The 20,881-nt window shown below is 62.1% G+C and carries 18 protein-coding genes; 7 read left to right on the forward strand and 11 right to left on the reverse strand.

Annotated features, from left to right (window positions below):
• Positions 1-132 precede the first annotated feature (132 nt).
• Together L8F45_RS29190 and L8F45_RS29195 are read left to right on the forward strand one after the other, a co-directional pair.
• Entirely contained in the window at positions 133-2,655 is a 2,523-nt protein-coding gene (locus L8F45_RS29190; RefSeq protein WP_342363982.1) for a tetratricopeptide repeat protein, read from the forward strand.
• Between the two features lie 140 nt (positions 2,656-2,795).
• On the forward strand, positions 2,796-5,615 hold the full coding sequence (locus L8F45_RS29195; RefSeq protein WP_342363983.1) for an AfsR/SARP family transcriptional regulator: 2,820 nt from the start codon (positions 2,796-2,798) through the stop codon (positions 5,613-5,615).
• Between the two features lie 810 nt (positions 5,616-6,425).
• Here L8F45_RS29195 and L8F45_RS29200 read toward each other — a convergent pair.
• Complete coding sequence (locus L8F45_RS29200) at positions 6,426-7,112, reverse strand: CBS domain-containing protein (RefSeq protein WP_342363984.1); 687 nt, start codon at positions 7,110-7,112, stop codon at positions 6,426-6,428.
• Between the two features lie 409 nt (positions 7,113-7,521).
• Here L8F45_RS29200 and L8F45_RS29205 point away from each other — a divergent pair, with 409 nt between their 5' ends.
• The 3 genes from L8F45_RS29205 to L8F45_RS29215 are packed head-to-tail and all read left to right on the forward strand — an operon-like array spanning position 7,522 to position 8,962.
• Positions 7,522-8,346 (forward strand): universal stress protein, encoded by an 825-nt coding sequence (locus tag L8F45_RS29205; RefSeq protein WP_342363985.1) that lies wholly within the window; start codon positions 7,522-7,524, stop codon positions 8,344-8,346.
• A gap of 17 nt (positions 8,347-8,363) precedes the next feature.
• Positions 8,364-8,819, forward strand: a complete 456-nt coding sequence (locus L8F45_RS29210) for an NAD(P)H-dependent oxidoreductase (RefSeq protein WP_342363986.1) — start codon at positions 8,364-8,366, stop codon at positions 8,817-8,819.
• The gene (locus L8F45_RS29215; RefSeq protein ID WP_342364212.1) at positions 8,759-8,962 is read left to right on the forward strand and encodes a hypothetical protein; all 204 of its coding nucleotides are present in this window, start codon (positions 8,759-8,761) and stop codon (positions 8,960-8,962) included. The genes L8F45_RS29210 and L8F45_RS29215 overlap by 61 nt, the downstream gene beginning before the upstream one ends.
• Positions 8,963-9,372: 410 nt before the next feature.
• On the opposite strand, the gene hemN is transcribed toward L8F45_RS29215, so the two are convergent.
• Both hemN and L8F45_RS29225 read right to left on the reverse strand, forming a co-directional pair.
• The gene (gene hemN / locus L8F45_RS29220; RefSeq protein ID WP_342363987.1) at positions 9,373-10,716 is read right to left on the reverse strand and encodes an oxygen-independent coproporphyrinogen III oxidase; all 1,344 of its coding nucleotides are present in this window, start codon (positions 10,714-10,716) and stop codon (positions 9,373-9,375) included.
• Positions 10,717-10,760: 44 nt separating this feature from the next.
• Complete coding sequence (locus L8F45_RS29225; protein WP_342363988.1) at positions 10,761-11,153, reverse strand: hypothetical protein; 393 nt, start codon at positions 11,151-11,153, stop codon at positions 10,761-10,763.
• A gap of 309 nt (positions 11,154-11,462) precedes the next feature.
• Here L8F45_RS29225 and L8F45_RS29230 point away from each other — a divergent pair, with 309 nt between their 5' ends.
• Positions 11,463-12,059, forward strand: coding sequence for a helix-turn-helix domain-containing protein (locus L8F45_RS29230; RefSeq protein WP_342363989.1), 597 nt, complete (start codon positions 11,463-11,465; stop codon positions 12,057-12,059).
• A gap of 20 nt (positions 12,060-12,079) precedes the next feature.
• Here the strand turns inward: L8F45_RS29230 and ccoS are convergent, their stop codons facing one another.
• The 8 genes from ccoS to ccoN all read right to left on the reverse strand — a co-directional run bounded on the left by ccoS (position 12,080) and on the right by ccoN (position 20,133).
• Positions 12,080-12,217: a cbb3-type cytochrome oxidase assembly protein CcoS gene (gene ccoS, locus L8F45_RS29235; protein ID WP_342363990.1), complete on the reverse strand. Its 138-nt coding sequence runs from the start codon at positions 12,215-12,217 to the stop codon at positions 12,080-12,082.
• Positions 12,218-12,226: 9 nt separating this feature from the next.
• A complete protein-coding gene (locus L8F45_RS29240; protein WP_342363991.1) occupies positions 12,227-14,542 on the reverse strand; it encodes a heavy metal translocating P-type ATPase in 2,316 nt (771 codons plus the stop codon).
• 8 nt (positions 14,543-14,550) lie between these two features.
• Positions 14,551-15,048 carry a FixH family protein gene (locus tag L8F45_RS29245; RefSeq protein ID WP_342363992.1) on the reverse strand — a complete coding sequence of 166 codons (498 nt, stop codon included), beginning with the start codon at positions 15,046-15,048 and terminating at the stop codon, positions 14,551-14,553.
• Positions 15,049-15,050: 2 nt separating this feature from the next.
• Positions 15,051-16,490: a cytochrome c oxidase accessory protein CcoG gene (gene ccoG, locus L8F45_RS29250; RefSeq protein WP_342363993.1), complete on the reverse strand. Its 1,440-nt coding sequence runs from the start codon at positions 16,488-16,490 to the stop codon at positions 15,051-15,053.
• A 150-nt stretch (positions 16,491-16,640) separates the two neighbouring features.
• Positions 16,641-17,528, reverse strand: a complete 888-nt coding sequence (gene ccoP, locus L8F45_RS29255) for a cytochrome-c oxidase, cbb3-type subunit III (protein WP_342363994.1) — start codon at positions 17,526-17,528, stop codon at positions 16,641-16,643.
• A 3-nt stretch (positions 17,529-17,531) separates the two neighbouring features.
• Entirely contained in the window at positions 17,532-17,690 is a 159-nt protein-coding gene (locus L8F45_RS29260) for a cbb3-type cytochrome c oxidase subunit 3 (RefSeq protein WP_425330064.1), read from the reverse strand.
• On the reverse strand, positions 17,687-18,433 hold the full coding sequence (gene ccoO / locus L8F45_RS29265) for a cytochrome-c oxidase, cbb3-type subunit II (RefSeq protein WP_342363995.1): 747 nt from the start codon (positions 18,431-18,433) through the stop codon (positions 17,687-17,689). Before ccoO ends, L8F45_RS29260 begins: the two co-directional genes overlap by 4 nt.
• Positions 18,434-18,462: 29 nt before the next feature.
• Complete coding sequence (gene ccoN, locus L8F45_RS29270; protein WP_425330065.1) at positions 18,463-20,133, reverse strand: cytochrome-c oxidase, cbb3-type subunit I; 1,671 nt, start codon at positions 20,131-20,133, stop codon at positions 18,463-18,465.
• A 246-nt stretch (positions 20,134-20,379) separates the two neighbouring features.
• On the opposite strand from ccoN, the gene L8F45_RS29275 reads away from it, so the two are divergent.
• Positions 20,380-20,775: a hypothetical protein gene (locus tag L8F45_RS29275; RefSeq protein ID WP_342363997.1), complete on the forward strand. Its 396-nt coding sequence runs from the start codon at positions 20,380-20,382 to the stop codon at positions 20,773-20,775.
• Positions 20,776-20,881 lie beyond the last annotated feature (106 nt).

Genomic DNA, 20,881 nt, shown 5'->3' on the forward strand with positions numbered 1-20,881 from the left:
AAGCCATCAACACCAGATAGAGGACGCCGTGGGGCCGAAGATCGCGCCCTCGGGTTTCAATCGCATGCTCGGCGCGAGCCCGAATCTTCGGCTATAACCGCGCGTCAAGATCGAGACTCAGCGGAATGCAATATGGCCGACGCGCAAGCTCCTGAGCCGACGCAACTTCGCCTTCTCGGCCGGTTTTCGCTTCTCTCCGGCTCAGGCGCCGAAGCGCCGATCAGCGCGCCGCGGCAGCGGGCGCTCATCGCCTTCCTCGCCCTTCAACCTGATTTCGCTGCAAATCGCGAGCAGCTTGCAACACTCTTGTGGGACGACACAGACGAACGTTACGCCCGGCAGAATCTGAGGCAGATCATCTCCCGTCTGCGCCGCGAACTGAAGGTGGTGGCTCCAGACTTCATCATCGCCGACCGAGAGCTTGTCCGCATCGGCGCGCTCAACCTCCATGTCGATGTGCGCGCGTTCGAACGTGCGGCCTCGATCTCCATGACGGCGGATACGGCGACCGCTCTTTATCGCGGCGATTTCCTTGAAGGCTTTTCGTGCGGCGCCCAGGGGTTTGACGAATGGGCGGAGCAAAAGCGCAGCCGCCTCAGAATGATCTATCGCGCGATTGCGCCGTCGCCTGCAGCGAATTTCTTCGAGAATGTGCCGCCGCGCGATCTCAACTTCACTGGCCGCGAAATATCCCTCGAAGCGCTCCATTCGCTTCTGAATTCAGCCGATGCGGCCGCCGACCGACCCGTCGCGATTCATGGTCTCGGCGGAATGGGCAAGAGCTCGCTCGCCGCCGAATATGTCCGCAAATATGCTGACGCCTATGGCGGCGTCTGCTGGATCAATGCGGCGCGGCGCACATCGCTGGTGGGAGGCCTTGCGACGCTGGCGACACGGATCGACCCGCGCTTCTCGGCGGTGCGCGACGAAGAGCGCGCCGCTGCGCTCGGGCTCGAACAGCTCTCGCACTTCGGCAAACCCTTCCTGCTGATCTACGACGATGTCGAGTCGCCGGAAACGATTGCCGGTCTCCTTCCGTCTTCCGGCGCGCGCGTGATTATCACCTCGCGCTGGGCCGATTGGGCTGGCTACGCCGCGCCAGTGCGTCTCGATGCGCTTGACGAAGACGCCGCGGTCGAATTTCTGCAAAAGCGCGCCGGGCGCAGCGACAGCCAAGGCGCGAAAGAGCTCTCCCGCGCTCTTGGCCATCTTCCGCTCGCGCTCGACCATGCCGGCGCCTATTGCCGGCTGACGGCCTCGAGTTTCGCCGCCTATTTACGTCAGATCGACCTGCGCGTCGCGCGCGCGCCGAAAGGGGTCGCGCGTCCGACAAGCACCGCGGCGACGTTCGGTCTCGCGATCGATGCAGCGGCGCGACAGCATCCGCAAGCTGAGGCGCTTCTCGCCTCGATGGCCTACCTGGCGTCCGACGGGATTCCGATTTCGGTTGTGGCTGGAACTTCCCTGGATAAGCGCGATCGCGATGGAGCGATCGCGGCGCTCTCCGCGGTTTCATTGATCGACTGCTCCGCGTCGGATCGAGATGAGATCACCGCCGCCATCCATCCGCTGGTGCAGGTCGCAATGCGCAATCGTCTCGCTGAGCGAAATGAGGTCACCGCGACGCTCGCGCAAATCACGACGAGCCTTGCGCAAGCGTTTCCGGCGTCCGCAATTACTGACCCCAAGACGTGGCCCGTTTGCGGCGCGCTGCTGAAGCATGTGCTGGCATTGCGCGAATTCGACCGTTGGAGCGCTGGCGCGAGCGCGGCGGCAAGCCGACTGCTCCATGGCGCCGGCGCCTATCTGTATATCCGCACAGCGTTTCGCGACGCCGAAACGCTCCTTCGCGAGGCGATTACAATCGGCGAGACGGCATTCGCGCCTGATCATCCCGTTCTCGTGCAGGAGCGCTTCGATTTCGGTCGCATGCTGTTCTTTACAGGCCGTATCGATGAGGCGGAGGCGCTGTTCCGCCTCGCGATCGCAGAAGGCGAAAAGGCGCTTGGTCGCGATCATATCGATGTCGCCGACAGACTCTGCCTTCTCGCGGAGTTGCTCAACCACACAAAACGTTATGTGGAGGGAGAGGCGATCTTCCGGGAAATCATAGCTGTCGCGGATCGCAGGGAAGACAGCAAGACGCCGCATGACGTCGCCTGGCGCAACGCTTTCGGACTTCTTCTCGTCGATTGCGGCCGGCTTGCGGAGGCTGAATCAGTCTATCGCGACGCTTTGAGAATCGCAGAGAAAAAGCTCGGCCGCGAACATCATGAAGTCGCGCGCGCAATGAATAATCTCGGCGCAACGCTGCGACGCATGGAACGCTATGAGGAGGCTGAGCCTCTGGTTCGCGAAGCTGTTGCGATCTGGACGGAGTTGCTTCACGCGAAGGACGCCTATCTGGCGCGGGGTCAGCACAATCTCGCTTTTATTCTGCACGCTCTCGGTCGATCCGAGGAAGCGCTGCCGCTTGCCGAACAGGCGCTCGCGACCCAAGAAGATGTTCTTGGCGTGGCTCATTTCTGGACGGTGGATTCCGCACGCACATGCGCCTGGATTTTCCACGCCTTGGGCCGAATCGGCGAGGCTGGAACTTTGCGGGCGCGTTTTAATTTGCAGGACGAATTGCAGCCCCGCACCGAGGATGCGTGAGGGCTCGCCCCTCCGGAAACCATGTTTGCGGAAAGTAGCGGCGGCGACGCCCCCGTGACGCGCTGACGCTTGCCACCACGGGCGGAAGCCCACAATCTCCCCTGGATTTGATTTAAGCTTTAGGTATCGCAGGACGAACCATGGTCGACGCGCAGGCTTCTGAGCCGACGCAGCTTCGCCTTCTCGGCCGGTTTCTGCTCGTCTCCGGGTTGGACGTGGAGCTTTTGGTAAGCGCGCCGCGTCAGCGCGCGCTGATCGCCTATCTCGCGCTGCAGCCTGACTTTACGGCGAGCCGCGAGCAATTGTCGACCCTGTTGTGGGGTGACACCGATGATCGCTATGCCCGGCAGAATCTAAGGCAGATCGTCTCGCGCCTGCGCCGTGAGCTGGCCATTCTGGGGCCGGACTTCATCATCGCCGATCGGGAGTTTATCCGCATCGGTCTGCCCCTCCTCCACATCGATGTGCGCGAATTCGAGCGCGCGACGTCGGCGACATCGATTGCGCGGACGGAAACTGCGATCGACCTTTATGGCGGGGATTTTCTCGAAGGCTTTTCCTGTGGCGCCGAAGGATTCGAGGAATGGGCGGAGCAGGAGCGAGCGCGCCTGAAGATAGCTTATCGCGCTGTTGTGGAACGCTACCTTGACGACCCCGCAGCGGATCCGGCGCGGGCTGTCGCCGCCGCGACGCGGGTTGCAAACGCTGATCCCTTCGACGAGCGTGGCCAGCGCCTGCTTCTGCAGGCCTTGGCGAAGCATTATGGCGCCGACGCCGCGGCGACGCAGGCGGATCATTTCATAAAACAGCTCCAACGCGAACTCGGCGTCGCGCCTGACGCCGAAACACAAGCTCTGATCGCGCAAATCAGGGCCCAGGCGCCTTCTCCTGAGGCCATCGCCGGCGCGCCGCCGCTCACGGCGAGATTCTTCGAGAATGTGCCGCCGCGCGATCTCAACTTCACGGGACGCTCCGCGGGGCTCGAAACGCTGCGAGCGTTTCTGCAAGATTCGCTGCAGCCGACCGCTATCCATGGCCTCGGCGGCATCGGCAAGACCGCGCTCGCCGCCGAATATGCGCATCGTTTCTCAGACGATTACGCCGGAGTCTGCTGGGCGAACGCGGCGCAGCGCACGCTGCTGGTGGAGAGTCTCGCCTCCTTTGCGGGCGAGTTCGATCCGAAACTTGCGTCCGAGCCCGATCACGAAAAGGCCGCCGTCGCAGGCCTCACGCAACTGTCACGCCTCTCGAAGCCCTTCCTGCTGATCTATGACAATGTGGACTCGCCGGAAACCGTACAGGGTTTAATCCCCTCGATCGGCGCGCACGTCATCATCACCTCGCGCTGGGCGGATTGGAGCGGCCGCGCCGCCGAACTCAAGCTCGACGCCTTCGACGAGGATGTGGCGGTCGAGTTCCTGCAGAAGCGGGCAGCGTGCGTCGATGCGCAGGGCGCGAAGCGACTGGCGGCTGCCCTTGGCCGGCTGCCGCTGGCGCTTGATCACGCCGGCGCCTATTGCAAACTCACCAGATCAGGATTCGACCCCTATCTCGAGCGTATTGACGCGCGCATCGCTCGCGCGCCGAAAGGCGTCGCCTACCCCGCAAGCGTCGCGGCGACCTTCGGGCTCGCGGTTGAAACGGCGAACGCGCAGCATGAATTTGCGGAGGCTCTGCTCGGCTTCTTCGCCTATCTCTCGCCGGAAGGCATTCCGCTGAGCCTCGCTACAGATGCGATCATTCCCGAATATGAACGCGAGGAAGCGCTGGCGGCGCTCTATGTGGTGTCGCTCGTCGAACATGATTCGTCGGGCGAGGATCCGATCGTGTCCCTGCATCCGCTGGTGCAGGCGGCGATGCGCTTCCGGCTCACCGAACGGGGACGAGCAGCCGACATGATCGCGCAAGCGACGGGTTTGCTCGCCGACGAATTTCCGACATCCGCAATCAACGACCCCAAGACCTGGCCGAAATGCGCGATGCTGTTGCGGCACGCGCTGGCGCTGCGCGATCTCGCCGGCTGGTCACCTGAGGCGGGCGAAGTCGCAAGCCGGCTTCTGCATAGCGCCGCAAGCTATCTCTATGTGCGCGGCGCTTACGCTGAGGCCGAGCCGCTGTTTCGTGAGGCGATCGCTATCGCGCAGGAGGCGTTTGGCCGGGAACATCCCGACGTCGCCAACAAACAGAACAGTCTCGCGCTCCTGCTGACTACGACCGGTCGCTATGACGAGGCCGAGCCGATTTTCCGGCAGACGATCGAAAGCGGCGAAAAAATGCTCGGGCGTCGCCATCTCGATGTGGCGATGCGGCTCGCGAATCTGGCGCGGCTGCTGAGCGACACCAAGCGCTACGCTGACGCGGAGCCGCTTTACCGCGAAGCGATCACGATTGCAGACGAGCATGTCGGCGTCGATTATCCCTATGCGCTCGCCTGGCGGAATAATCTCGGCATCCTGCTCAACGAGACCGGCCGCAATGCCGAGGGTGAGACCTTCTATCGCGAAGCGCTGGCGATCGGCGAACGCACGCTCGGCGTACGCCATCACGAGATGGCGCGCTGCATGAACAATCTCGGACGGCTCCTGCGCGACGTCGACCGCATGGAGGAGGCGGAGGCGCTTGTCCGCGACGCGCTGCGAATGTGGTGGGACATGCTCGGCGAAGAGCATTCGCTGCCGGCGCGTGGGCAAGAGAATCTCGCGAACATCCTCTTGCATCTCGGCCGCGTCGATGAGGCGCTATCGGTCGCTCATTCGGCGCTTCGCATCCATGAAAGCAAGCTCGGTTTGGCCCATTTCTGGACGCGCGATTCGGCGCGCACCTACGCCATCGCGCTGGATCTTGCGGACCGCCGCGGGGAAGCAAGCACGCTCAGGAAACGTTATGGATTGCCGGCCGTGAATTTCCTTGCGGCCTATCGCGCGCGACAAACCGCGGAGGTGGGCGCGCGGCGGAGATAGTTGAGCGGAACACGATCCGGCAGCGCGGCGCGCCGTCCGGACCGCGCGGTTAGGGTCGTCCTCAAAAGAAGCCCAACTTTTCTTTGGGCTCCAGCGCGCGATTTATTTGAGCCAATGTCCACACATCATGCGCGCGCACTTGGAAGCGCTCTCCGTCTTGGCTGCAGACGAGTGGACTAAGAACTCCGGCTACACTACGACGATCCAGATTTTCCGATAGCGATTGGCGCAGATGATATTCTGGCGGCATCTCCGAATGTGCCGGAGAGTCCGCTTGACATGCTATTTCAGACGCCGTGCGCCGCTCTCGGCTCGTCCGCGACGCGCACTTTGTTTACAGCAATCGCACAATATGGCGGCGAGCAAGGTCGTGCGCGCTGGACGTCGCCTTGTCAACCAAGAGTGCAAATCGGCCGTATATCGCTGTGCGGGCACTCTGATTGAGCTTGATTATCGAAATGGTTGCTTTCGGCGAAACCGCTCATATCGGCATGCAGCTATTAACTTCATGATCGACCACTACAGCGTCGCTGATCGTCAGAGCCGTAGGACAGGCTGCAGGCACCGATTAGCGCACAAAGCTGCCATTCCCAGCGTATCCCGTAAGCCGACATTCACGACGGGCTTATCGTATTGAACGGATGCAGGATGGCGCCGCACGAATGCGCAATCCTCGCGATGTCAATGCTCAACTTTCTCAGAGATCGCCAGCGCGTCGTCAGCATCTATTCCGAATTAGCAACCAGCTCTCGGGCTTTGTGTGGCGCAACGCTCGCGCCGCGTCGCTGCTTGCGGGCGAAATCGACTGTTCTAAATGCCGACGCCGGGTGGTTCGACAAAAAGATGACTAACGACCCGTTTGACGCCGGGCGCCGACTCCGCTGCAATCTTTATCGCTCTGATCTCGTCATCGCTCCCGGCCATTCCCCAGAGATCGACCGTATTGTCTCTGGCTGACGCGTTCACAAGACTCGAAAGTCGCCACGGCAACGCGCGGAATTTGTTCAAAACGGCATCCCGCAGTTCGCGATCGCCCGCATGCATGACGTCGATCGCCGGCGCAAACGCCACCTGCCGAACAATGTCCGCACGCGTGACAATGCCGACCAGTTCGCCATCTTCCAGGATCGGCAGCCGCTTGACCCGATGCTTCTCCAGCAAGTCCGCAGCAATGTCGATCGAGGTGTCTGCTGTCGCCGTTACGACGTCGCGCGTCATAATATCTTCGACGCGCGCGGCATGGCTTTTTACGAAGTCGACGGCGCGCGATCGATCCGAGGCAAGGAGCTCCAGCCACCAGGATCCTCGTTTTTGCGTTCCGATCTCGGTGCGCCGCACCAGATCGCCTTCGCTGACGATTCCCAGCAGCTTCCCCGCGTGATCTATGACGGGCGCGCCGCTAATTCGGCTTTTCACCAGCAGGCGAGCCGCCTCCTTCACAGAGCACTCCGGAGCGAGAGTGAGAAGGAACGTGGACATGATGTCGCGACAGTTCATGATCACCTCCTGGGCCTCAATCACGAGCGCGCCGTTTCAATCACTGTCGGCAACGCTTGACGCAAAGCTCGCTCAATCCATCGTGACGAAGCGCACATATTCGAAGAAGGCGGCGAGAACGACCAATATTCCCACCCCGACGGCTCTCAGAAAGCTTCCGACGCGCATCAAACATCTCGTCATGGTGGTTACAACATTAGCGCTTCGCCCTTCTCTCGAATTGATATGGATCAGATCACCGCGAGCGCCATCGGAAAGCCGATGTCGCCGCTTCTGCTATTTCCGGGCGCAGTTCGGCGCCTGGACATGGAGGACTTGGCGCGAAAGCGCTTCGGCTGATTTGATCTGGTTCAATGCGACGCGCCCGACTGCCGGATATTCAACCTTGCTGCATCAGGAGGCGTCGCCAATGCCGATCAAAGATATTCTGACGTGGATCGACGATGAAAGCGCGAGCTTCGCAGTCGCGTATGCTTTGGCGCTTTCCCAATCATTCGGCGCACATCTCACGGGTGTGGCGCTCGAAACAGACTTGGCGCCGTCTCTCATCGATGGCTCGATCCCTGTGAAGCTGTTCGACGCCGTGCGGGAAAGCGAGCGCGAGAGATGCGCCGCCGCAAAAGCCCGGTTTCTCGCGGGCGCGCACGATGCGAACGTTCCTTGTGACGCGGTCACGTTGGCGGGACCCGCCGTTGACAACTATATGCAGCTTTCAGTCCTTGCGCGTCATTTTGATATTGCGGTCCTGCCTCAACAGGTTCCCGAGAAAGGAAGCCAGCGAACGCAAGTCATCGAGGCGGCCTTGTTCGGATCAGGTCGCCCGGCGCTCATCGTGCCCTATATCTGGCAGGGAGGGCCGGTTCGGCTCGAGCGCGCGCTTGTCGCCTGGGATGGCGGGCTGACCGCAGCTCGCGCGATCGGCGCCGCAATGCCAATCCTTGCGTCCGCGAAGAAAATTGAAGTCGTCACGGTCGGCGAAGGCGAAACGCGTGTGGAGCTTCCGGGTTTCGATTTTGCGCGTCATCTTGCCCGGCACGGCCTGGAGGTCTCGTCGACGCGCCTTGCGAACGGAATCGGCGTCGCCAATCGACTGTTGTCCCACGCCGCCGATTCCGGCGCGGACATCCTGATCATGGGCGGATATGGACATTCCCGGTTTCGCGAGACGCTGTTCGGAGGCGCGACGCTTGGCATTCTCGCGACGATGACCTTGCCCGTCTTCATGACGCATTGATCGCTCGACGAGTTCGTATGAAAGACCCTCGCATCGATGATCGTCGCATCGCCGTCATATGCGGACATCCTGATCCCACGCCGTCACGCTTCTGCCGCGCGCTCGCAAGCGCGTATGCCGAAGGCGCAATCGCCGGCGGCCATGAGATTAAGAGTCTCGATATCGCCGATATGCAAATTCCAATGTTGCGCGCCGCTGAGACATGGCGCGCCTCGTCAACCGAACCTGACATCCTGGCCGCACAGGAAACGATCACGTGGGCCAACCATCTCGTTGTCATCTATCCGCTCTGGCTTGGCGACATGCCAGCTCTGTTGAAATCGTTCTTTGAGCAGGTCAGCGCAGGCGGTGCGATCATCGAACTCGGCCCGGGAGATGGAAGCGCAAGCTCCGGGGCAAATCGGCGCGCGTCATGGTCACCATGGGCATGCCGGCGGCGATTTATCGCTGGTTCTTTTTCGCGCATTCACTGAGGAGCCTGGAACGGAATGTTCTCAGATTCGCCGGCGCGCGGCCGGTGCTGTCCTCGGTGATTGGGTCGGTTGAATCGTCCAGCGACCTTGTCCGAAAGAAATGGCTGACGACCGCTTTTGAACTCGGACGCACCTCAACCTGACATCGCAACGGCCGCCATTCAGAGCGCGTCGATCAACTCAAACAGCGGATTCCGCAACCTGAAGTAACGTATAACCTCGACAACCGGCGCAGAGTAGGCGCGAGACGCGAACTGCCGTCTAATTCACGCTCGATTCGCCAAGCCGAGCGAAGGCGAACCAACCCTTAGGCCATTCGCGGCGATCGGAAGTTCCGATCGAATCTTTCGCGCGCTGATCGTCGTCGGAGGTTCGCGCGGGATTGGAGGTGGGGCCGGGCTGGCGTGCGAACCGGGCGGCCCTCGGCTCGATTACGCCTGCCTCCTTATTCAACTCGATCGCGTTCGACGTCACGTTTCCCCTCCCCTCATTCCTTCAAGGCTAAGTGGCGCGCAGCGAGTTGCGTTTGAGGTAGATCAAGCGCCCGCAAAGACTAAGCAACGGGCGCGTGCCGTCCGGCCTGCGTGAGGCGCGCGTCAAACACTGCGCCGACGACCCGCGCGAGCCCCCGCACCCCCTCGGAGATGCTGATGCGCGCGCCGGAGAGCGACGCCACGCCGTCACGCGCCAGCGCGGCTACGCTCTCAAGCTCGATCGAGAAAACCGAAAGATCGACGCCATGCATGTCGCAAACCGCGCCAAGATCGACGCTGAGATCGCACATCAGTCGTTCAATGACGTCGCGGCGCAACCGATCCTCGTCGGTGAGCGCGACGCCCCTGGCTGTGGCGAGCCAGCCGGCTGCAAGAGCTTTCCTGTAAGCCGCCACCGACGAGACATTCTGAGCATATCCCTGCGGCAGACTCGATATGGCTGACGCGCCCAGGCCAATGAGCGCTGGCGCCTCATCGGTGGTGAACCCCTGGAAATTCCGTCGCAACCGACTACCTCGCGACGCCAGCGGGTCATCCGGCTTCGCGAAATGATCAAAGCCGATCCGCACATAGCCCGCCCCAACGAAAACTGACGCCGCCTCCTCGAACTGGCGACGGCGTTCGCCTGCTCCCGGCAGGGACTCCTCCGGCAGAAGCGCCTGATGTCGCTTCATCCATGGCACATGCGCATAACCGAACAGCGCGATTCTGTCAGGATCAAGCGTGAGCGCCGCGATCGCCGACTCCGTCGTGTCGCGAACCGTCTGATGCGGAAGACCATACATGAGATCAACATTAAAGCGCGCGACGCCTGCGGCGCGCAGCCATTCGACGACGCGCTGGGTGTCCGCCAACGACTGAACGCGGCGGACGGCGCGCTGAACCGCCGGCGCGAAACTCTGGACGCCGATGCTGGCGCGCGTCACCCCCGCTTGTCCCAACGCTTCGGCACGATCACGAGTAAAAGTACGAGGGTCGATCTCGATGGCGGTCTCGGCGTCAACCGCGAATCGAAATGTTTTCCGCAATGCATCGGTTAAAGTCAGGAAATCTTCCGGCCGCAGGATGGTCGGGGAGCCTCCTCCCCAATGAAGGCTCTGGATCTCCAACGCATCGCCGACATGCTGGCCAACCTTCGAGATCTCCGTCGCCAGCAGTTCTCGATATTGACTGACGGACTCATAGCGATGCGCCACATTGGTGTGGCAGCCGCAATAAAGGCAGAGCTCGTTGCAGAATGGAATATGGATGTAAAGCGAGCCGCTGATTCCGGCGGGGAGCTCTTCAAGCCATCGCCGATAGACATTGGAATCCACTTCCACGCCGAAATGTGGCGCGGTTGGATAGCTGGTGTAACGCGGGAGCCGTCGCGCTTCGTACTTTGCGAGGATATCTTCGTTCATCGACAATTCGTGCCGGATTCGCCTCGCGGACGGATTGATGCAGCTCAAACGGCTGCAACCATCGGCGAGGTGCGGAGAAGAACAACAGCGCCGATCCGGAAGCCGGAACCTTGGATCTCCCGATAGTCATCGAGCGAAATGCCCTCGACCGAAGCATCAATCGCAATTGTGGAGCTTCCGAGGTCAGTGGCGAGCCCTTCCGCATAGGAGATCACGGCGCGTGGGAGAACGCCTCCCGGCAGCCTCCCCATCACAAGATCGGTGAGGCGCAGCAGCAAGCCATGGGCCATGTCCTCGGTAAGCCGGTAGGCGAATACCGCGTGGATATAACGGCGTCGATCTTCAATTGCGACGATGCCGCCTCGATGGCGCGGCTCTTTCGTGGCCTGCCGCACGAAGCGTTCCCACAGCTTCATGGTCATGTCGGGATGGAACATGTTGATGAGCGGATAGGCGAGCTTCGCCCTGTTCGGCGACAATGATCTCGGCTGATAGAAATCTTCGACCATGCCAGCGCTTTCCGATCGGAAGATTTGCCGCACAGCCGCCGCCGGACATTGATCGCGATCAAATCGAGCGAACCGCAGCGCCCTATATTTGTGGATGTCGTTGGAGAATCTTCAATTATGTCTCTCATCGATCGCTGCGGCGGACTCGGGCGGGAGCCGTTCTGTGAACGATGCCAGACGCGATCGATCGCCGTATGCGCCGCTTTGGACGCAGGGGGCTTGCGCGCTCTGGAAGCGTTGTCCCAGCACGTTTCGTTTGCGGCGAAGGAAACGCTTTTCGTTCAGGGTGAGGCGGCGGACGCTGTCTACAGCCTGACGTCAGGCGTGGCGCGCCTTTACAAGATCATGCCTGACGGCCGTCGCCAGATCGTCGGCTTCGGATTGCCTGGCGATTTCCTCGGCCTGGCGATGCGCGACCGCTACGGTTTCTCCGTCGACGCCGTGACCGAGGTCTCGGCATGCCGCTTCGCCCGCGGCGCTTATTCAAACTTCGTAGATGACCACCCGACGCTGTTGCGCCGTCTGCATGAATTCGCCACCCACGAGCTTACGCTTGCGCAAGATCAGATGCTGCTGCTTGGCCGGCGCAACGCCGAAGAGAAGCTCGCCTCCTTCCTGATCTCCATGCGCGAGCGCTGGGCAAAGCTCGGCGAGCCCTCGATTACAGTCGAGTTGCCAATGAGCCGGCAGGATATCGCTGATTTTCTCGGACTGACGATCGAAACTGTGAGCCGCACCTTCACCAAACTCGCCAAGCGAAAGATCATCGCGGTTGTGCCGGGCGGCGTGCGGCTGGTCAATCTTGCTCATCTCGAAACGATCGCCGCCGCCTGACCAGAATCTACGCCCGGCGATCAGTCGTCGGCCAGCATGCGGTGTTCCGCGCCCTCCATATCGTCATACTGTCCGGCGCGCAGCGCCCAGAGGAAGGCGCAAAGCCCTGTCAGCCCAAGACCGAGCGCAACGGGAATGACAAAGATCAGGACTTCCATCGCGCGGCCTCAGGCGAATTTCGGATTTGTTTTCACCGCCGCCGCCGCGGCGTCGGCGCCGCGATCGTGGCGTGATAAAGGGACGGCCCGCGCCCTGAGCGCGTTCGCCGTGACCAGCAGCGACGAGCTCGACATGGCGAGCGCCGCGATCAGCGGAGTCAGAAGCCCGACGGCGGCAAGCGGAATCGCAGCGAGATTGTAAAGCCCCGAAAGCCAGAGATTTTGCATCATCAGCCGCCTCGCCTTTCGGCTCTCGGCGAGAACGGCGAGAACCGGCGCCAGACGGCGTCCCATGAACAGCGCGTCGGCTGCAGCCTGGCTGACATGAGCCGCCGATGTGGGAGAGAGGGACGCCGTCGCGGCGGCGAGCGCCGGCGCGTCATTGAGCCCGTCGCCAACCATCAAGACCTTTCGTCCGTCGCGCGTCAGGGATTCGACGCGCGCGATCTTGTCCGCGGGCGTGAGTTCCGCGCTCCATTCGTCAACGCCAAGTTGGCGCGCGATCGCAGCGACGGCTGCGGCGCGGTCGCCTGAAAGAATGACGACGCGAAGCCCTTGCCGGTGCAGCGCAGACACAACCTCCGACGCGTCCGACCGCAGCGCCTGGCGAACCAAGAACACCGCAGGCGGCTCATCGCCTCGCCGATAGCAGATCGCAGACGCCTCCGGATCATTCGCCAGCGCGCGCGCAGCTTCGACTTGCGCGTTGCAGAATGAGGGAGAGCCGAGCTTCACCTCGACGCTATCCAGCCGCGCGCGCACGCCAAGGCCAGCCGCTTCCTGCGCGCCAGCGACTGGCGCCTGCGCCCTTGCAAAGGCTGCAAGGGCGCCCGCCATGGGATGGCGGCTCGACAAAGCAAGACGCGCCGCCTGCGCGAGATCCCGCTCCGCGAACAGACCGCCCGCGAGCGCAGGCTCAGGCAGCGTGAGGGTGCCCGTCTTGTCGAACACAACAGTGTCGATTCCGGAAAATCGTTCGAGCGCCCCGCCGCTGTTGAGCAGCACGCCCTCGCGGAATAGCGCGCCCGTCGCGACCACCTGAACCGCTGGAATCGCCAGGCCGAAGGCGCAAGGGCAAGTCACAATCAGGACCGCGACAGCGTTCAGCAACGCCGTATGCCATCCGCCGCCAACAAAAAGCCAGCCCACAAGGGTCGCCGCTGCGACAATATGAACGAGCGGCGCATAATAGCGCGCCGCCCGATCAGCGAGCTGAGTGAAGCGCGATCTGCCCTCAAGCGCGCCGCTAACCAGTTTCTCGACCTTGTCGAGCAGCGTGCCCTCCGCGACCGCCGACACCCGGATCGTCAAGGCGCCGTCGCCATTGAGAGAGCCGGCGTAGATCTGATCGCCTCGTCTCGCTGAGGCCGGCGCGGTCTCGCCGGTCGCCAGACTCTGATCGATTTCGGACGCGCCCTCCTCGACGCAGCCATCCACCGCGACCCGCTCGCCGGGTCGGACGAGCACGCGATCGCCTGGCCTCACGTCTGACACAGGCACGTCGCGGATCGATCCGTCGTCGAAGATCCGGCTTGCGGTCTCGCTGCGCAGAGCGGCGAGATTTTCGGCGAACGCTTTCGTCCTGCGGCGCATCGCCTGATCGAACGCGCGCCCAATAAGCAAAAAGAACAGCAGCATGATCGCGCTGTCGAAATAGGCGTGCTCGGCGTGTCTCGCCGTCTCGATCAGCGAGACCGCCAGCGCCAGCACGACGCCGAGCGTGATCGGAAAATCCATGGTGATTCGACCGCCGCGCAGCCCCTTGATCGCGCCCTCATAGAAGATGCGACCCGCATAGGCCGACGCGGGCAGCGCGATGGCGGCCTCGATCCAGTGAAAGAAATCGCGCGTCTCTGGCGTCATGTCCGAAACATTCCCGGCCCATACCGAGACCGCAAGCAGCATGACGTTCATCGAAGCGAAGCCCGCGACAGCCAGCGCGCGGACGAGGCGCTTCATTTCCGCTTCTTGGGCGCTATCGACCACGCGTCGATCGAAGGGATAGGCTCTGTATCCCATTTCATCGAGGCGCTGGATGAAGCTGTCGACGGCGGACGCATCTCCACGCCAAACGATCGCCAGACGCCGGTCCGTGAAGTTCAACCGCGCTGAAGCGACGCCGGGCATGGCGTTCAGCTCCCTCTCGATAGCAGTCAGACAGCCGGCGCAATGCACGCCCTCGACCGCGAGGCTGGCGCGCTTTGCGCCATCGCCGTCTGTCTCGACATAGGCCGAGCGATCGCGCTTCAGGCTCGGCCGGGCATTGGCTTCACGCCACGAGGCGTGAGCCTGAACATAGGACAGCGCAAGATCAGAGCAGCACATCGGCCGGCTCACGGCAGCAAGAAGCGATAGATGCGACGGAATTGTCGCTCATCGCCATCGAGCACATCGACAATGACGTCCCATTGCCCGCTGGCGACCGCCGGCCAGCTCGCGCCGTAGCGGCCATCCGCATCTTCCTGCAGTGTGGCGGAGACATCCTCGCGCTGGGCGGTCGGCCGGTGAAGGCTTGCAACGACGTTTCGCCGAGAGAGCGGCGCGCCATCGCGATCCTGAACGCGAACGACGATTTTCGCGCCCCGGCCGATGCGCAACACTTCGGTCATGAGCGACCAACCGCGCTCGTTTTGCGCGCGCGCCTGCGCAGCCTCGCTGTTGAAGAGCTGCCCCGCTCGATAGGCGCTGCTCGTTTCCGCGCCCGACCAGCTGTGTATCGCGAGATAGATAAGCGCTCCGTTGACCGCGGCGATCACGCCGAAAAAGCCGGTTAGTATGAGAAGCACGGCGCGGCCGGTGAGGCGGCGGGGGCGTTCGTCTGCGAGGATCATGGTCAAGGCGCCCTGAAGAAGTCGTGGGCCGAGGCGGACTCTCCTGAAGCCACGTCAACAATGCGGAACAGGATCGGTTGTGATTTTTCCGGCCGCGCGCCTCTCGGTGAGAAGAGCAGCGCTCGCAATTCTTTGGTGTCGTCCGACTCGACAGGGATTGCGTCGCCGTCTGTCACGCCGACGATCTCAAGCCGCGCGCCTGAAAGGCCTTCGACGCTTATCCGGAACCGGCGGGCGTACGAACGCTTGTTCAGAATCCGCAGTGTGTAACCGTTGCGAATCGATCCGTCGCTTAGTTGGACGTGAAGCGGATTTCGGTCGTGCAATGCGCTCAGCCCGGTGAAGCTGCGCATGGACAAGGCCGCCAGAATTCCCAATCCGACGCCGAGGACCAGCAGGCCGTAAAGAATCGTGCGCGCGCGCACGATGCGATATTGGGGCGCGAGCCCCTCGCTCCGGCGCTGGCAATTCTCGTCGGTGTCATAGCCGATCAAGGCCGTCGGCCGGCGCAGCTTCGACATTACATTGTCGCAGGCGTCGATGCAGAGACCGCACTGGATGCAGCCGAGCTGCAGCCCTTCGCGAATGTCAACGCCGGTCGGGCAGACGACGACGCACTGATTGCAATCGACGCAATCGCCCGCGAGCTCGCCTGCCGCCCGCAGGGCCGAGTTCTTCTTCGCGGATCCACGAGGTTCGCCTCGATCATACCGATAGGTGACCGCAAGCGAGTGCTTATCCGTCAGCGCGCCCTGTATGCGCGGCCAAGGGCACATGAAGGTGCAGACCTGCTCGCGCATCCAGCCCGCAAGGGCATAGGTCGTGAAGGTCAGGACGCCGATCGAAGCATATGCGGCCAGCGGCGCCTGGAATGTCGCGAGATCAAGAATGAGGGTGGGCGCGTCCGCGAAATAGAGAACCCAGGCGCCTCCCGTCCACCAGGCTATCGCAAGCCAGAGAACGTGCTTCGTCGCCCGTCTGACGACTTTCTCGGCCGACCAGGGAGCGGCGTCGAGTTTGATGCGATCGCGCCGATCCCCCTCGATGAGCCGTTCGACGGCGAGGAAGAGATCTGTCCAGACTGTCTGGGGGCAGAGATAACCGCACCAGACGCGGCCGGCGACCGCGTTCATCAGGAAGAGCGTGAACGCCGCAAGGATCAGCAGGCCGGCGAAAACATAGATGTCCTGCGGCCAGAGCTCGATGAAGAAGAAGTAGAATCGGCTCTTGGCGAGCTCGACGAGCACGGCCTGCGACGGTTCGTGCGGCCCGCGGTCCCAGCGAACGAAAGGCAGCAGGTAATAGACGCCGAGTGTAACGACGAGGACGATCCATTTGATAGAGCGCAGCCGGCCTTGCACCGCGGCCGGCTGAACCTTCTTGCGCGCCTCGTAGAGCGGCGCATCGAGCCCAGATGTCGGCGTTGCCTGCGAGGAAGACATGATGCGATTTGCTTGCCGGGCGCTCTCGAATTCAAACCCAAACTATCGTGGCGACGCGCAGCGGACTTGATCTGGCGCAAAGGCGGCGCGCCAACGTTCTTGTCGCACTTGACGCGCCCGCCGTCTTTTCTCAGGAATCCGTCGCGATCTCTATTTGCCGCCGCCGAGGGAATGGATGTAGAGCGCCAGCGATCGGATGGTCGTCGCATCCAGCCGCTCCTCCCAGGCCGGCATCACGCTCTTTCGACCGCCGACGATCGTCGCGATCACTTGCTCGGGTTTCGATCCGTACAGCCAGATCGCATCGGTCAGATCGGGCGCGCCGACCTCGCGATTCCCCTTCGCCTTCTCGCCGTGGCAGCTGGCGCAACTCTGGGCGTAGATTTTCGCGCCATCCGCGAGATCAAGCTTCGGGTCAAACGCCTTGCCTGACAGCGACAACACATAATTGGCGACCGTCTCGATCTCCGTGCGTTTCAGGAGGCCGTCGCGGCCGCCGAACGCTGGCATCTCGCTCAGCCGCGTCTCCGAATGGGAGCTGCGTACGCCATAGCGGATCGTTCGTTCGATGTCGGCGAGAGTCCCTCCCCACAGCCAGTCGTCATCCTGCAGGTTCGGGTATCCGATCTGTCCTGTCGCCCCGGCGCCATGGCACGAAGCGCAGTTATCGCCGAACGCCGCCTTACCGATGGCGAGCGCGAGCTTCAGCATGTCGGGATTGTTTCTGACTTCCTCAAGCGACGCCTTGGCGAGGCCTTGCGCCTGGGCGTCGCGCTGCGATCGCACGGTCTGCATCTCCTCGATGATGGCGGCGCGCTGCGAAAATCCAAAGACGCCGCGGGTGTAATCTGAAACCAGCGGCCAGGCCGGATAGACGATCCAGTAACCGATCGACCAGACGATGGTCGCATAGAGAATGTACAGCCACCAGCGAGGCAGCGGATTGTTCAGCTCCTCGATGCCATCCCATTCATGCCCCGTGGTGTGCCGACCGGTGGCTTCGTCGATGCGAGCGACAGGTTTCGCAGCGTCCAGCATGAGTCAATCCTCACCAAGGGGCAGACGGGACGCGCGCTCGAACGAAGCCCGGTTGCGTGGCCAGAGCGCATAGACGATCGCAGCCAGAAACAGGCCTACGAAATAGACGAGACCGCCTGTCTGCGCGAATTCCGCGAGAATATGATAGGTCACGTCAGTCACCTCAGATTCTTCTTGTCTTCGTAGAGCTTGAAGTCGACGAGCGTTCCGAGCATCTGGAGATAGGCGACGAGCGCGTCCATTTCGGTGACTTTGCTCGCATCGCCGTCGAAATTGCGCATGACCGCTTTTGGATATCGCTTCTGGAACGCATCGGCGCCATCCGCATCCGGATTCGTCTGATCGATGAGATCGCTGCGCGCCATCCTGATCATCTCGTCAGTGTAGGGCACGCCCACGGCGCGGTTCGCTCGCATGGCGTCTGCAATCGTCCTGTCGTCGAGCTCACGATCGAGCCATGGATAGGCCGGCATGATCGAGGTCGGCGCGACAGCGCGTGGATTGCGAAGATGGTCGCGATGCCATTCGTCGGAATATTTGCCTCCGACGCGCGCCAGATCGGGGCCGGTCCGCTTCGACCCCCACTGGAACGGGTGATCATATTTGCTTTCGGCCGCCAGCGAGAAATGGCCGTAGCGCTCGACCTCGTCGCGCATCGGCCGGATCATCTGGCTGTGGCAGAGATAGCAGCCTTCGCGGATATAGATGTTGCGCCCGGCAAGTTCGAGCGGCGTATAGGGCCGTATCCCCTCGACTGTCTCGATCGTGCTCTTGAGGTAGAAGAGCGGCGCGATCTCGATCAGTCCTCCAATCGCGACGACGATGAGGATTCCGATCAGAAGAGGGATCGAGTTCTTCTCGAGAAACTCGTGACGATTCCAGAGAGTCGTTTTCGAGATCGCCATGGCGCGTCTTTCGGTTCGGAGGAGCGGCGTCAGGCTGACGGTCGGACCAAGGCGAGCGCCGGCGCGGCCGCAAGTTCACGTGCGCCGGACGCGGGTTCGTCCCGCTCGGTCTCGGAGGCTTCGCGCCCCGCGATCGTCATGGCGATGTTGTAAACCATGATGAGCGCGCCGATGAGGAATAGCACGCCGCCGGTCGCCCTTATCAGATAGTAGGGGCGCATCGCCTCGACGGTTTCGATGAATGAATATTCTAGGAAGCCGAGCGAGTTGTAGGCGCGCCACATGAGCCCCTGCATGACGCCCGCGACCCACATCGACGAGATGTAGAGCACGATCCCGAGCGTCGAGACCCAGAAATGCCAGTCGACGAGCTTGAGCGAGTACAGGCGTTCGCGCTTCCACAGCCACGGAACCATGCAATAAATCGCGCCAAACGAAACATATGCGACCCATCCGAGCGCGCCCGAATGCACATGGCCGATTGTCCAATCCGTGTAGTGGCTGAGGCTGTTGACGACCTTGATCGACATCACCGGCCCCTCGAAAGTCGACATGCCGTAGAAGGCCAGCGACACGATCATCAGACGGAGCACAGGATCGGTCCGCAATTTGTCCCAGCCGCCTGACAGCGTCATCATGCCGTTGATCATGCCGCCCCAGGATGGCATCCAGAGCATGACCGAGAACGTCATGCCGAGCGTCTGCGCCCAGTCAGGCAGCGCGGTGTAATGCAAATGGTGTGGACCCGCCCAGATGTACATGAAGATGAGGGCCCAGAAGTGGATGATCGACAGGCGGTAAGAATAGACCGGCCGTTGCGCCCGCTTCGGGATGAAGTAGTACATGATCGCGAGGAAGCCCGCGGTGAGGAAGAACCCCACGGCGTTGTGCCCGTACCACCATTGCACGAGCGCATCCTGGACGCCTGCGAACACCGAATAAGATTTCGAACTCGTCAACGAAACCGGCAGAGCCAGGTTGTTGACGATGTGAAGCATCGCGATGGTGACGATGAAGGCGAGATAGAACCAGTTCGCGACAAAGATGTGGGGCTCCTTGCGCTTCCAGATCGTCGCGAGAAAAACCAGGAGATAAACGACCCAGACGATGGTCAGCCAGAGATCGGCGTACCATTCGGGTTCGGCGTATTCCTTCCCCTGAGTGACGCCGAGCAAATAACCCGTGCCGGCGATGACGATGAAGAAATTATATCCGAGCACGACGAACCAGGGAGCGAGTTCGCCGGCGAGGCGGGTGCGGCAGGTGCGCTGCACGACATAGAATGAAGTCGCGATCAGGACGTTGCCGCCGAAGGCGAAGATCACAGCCGAAGTATGAAGCGGACGAAGCCTGCCGAATGACGTGTATTCGAGCCCGAGATTGAGTTCTGGCGCCCAGAGCTGAAAGGCGATGATGCAGCCGACAAGGAAGCCGGCGACGCCCCAGCCGACGGCGGCGAGCGTCGCGAACTTGGTGGCGGCGTCGTTGTAGTTCGGCTTTCCCTCGATTTCCTGGGGAGGACGCGCGGCCGGCCGCGCAACAAGCCGGTTGAACAGCGCAAAAGCCGCCGCAAGGCTTGCGAGCATCGCCAAGTACGCATGGAAGGCGAAGGCCGCGTCTTGCGCCTTCGCAGCGGCGAAGAGCGCAAGAACGAAGACGCCTGCGAGAAACGCGCCGACCGCGGCCTCCCCTTCCGTCATCGTTTTTTGCGACGTCAGTGATTGCTGCATAAAAAACCTCGGCTGCCGCGGGCGCGCCATCGCGCTTCATGCATGCCCTGCTTCGCCAATGCGGCCTTGATTTAGGTCAAGCCCCACTGTTTTGACGCCACAAATGTCTCGACGAGCGCGACGCCAACGCTGCGGAAGGGCGGCGACGGTTCCGATCTGATCTGCGTCAAACCTTTGCGGCGGCATACGAGCTTTACTTGATTGAGGGAGTTGTCCATGCCCAGATCGCATTCGCCCCTGCGCAAGATCACGCTTCATCTCGCGCGTACGAAAGACCATCCAGATGGATCTGACGCGCATGGATACATTCTGGTCGCGCCCTTGACGGATGAAGGGCGGATCGATGCGACGCAGTGGCGCGACAATCCGGCGGCGTGCGGCGTCACGCGGTTCTGGGGCGGCGAGGAATTGCGCCATGGCCGGTTGGCGCATCGGCCGGGCGGCGTAAACGGCGCAACCTGGACTTTCGATTATGACGCCAGCACGCTTGCAGATGATGAAGCCGGTTTTCGTCTCGGGGACCATCGCCTGACGCCGGGGGAATATCTCTCGATCCGAAGCCCCGACGGAGACCTGCGCACCTTCAAGGTGGCGAAGGTCGAGGCCGTCTGACGCAGTCGACGCCGGCAACTGCTTCGCGCCGTCGCCGCCGGACTCTTGCGCGCGAACGCTCGGCTTCATAATGTCCGGAAGCGCTTCAGGGGCGCGAAGTTTTCCC

This window comes from Terrirubrum flagellatum (assembly GCF_022059845.1).
Classification (GTDB): Bacteria; Pseudomonadota; Alphaproteobacteria; order Rhizobiales; family Beijerinckiaceae; genus Terrirubrum; species Terrirubrum flagellatum.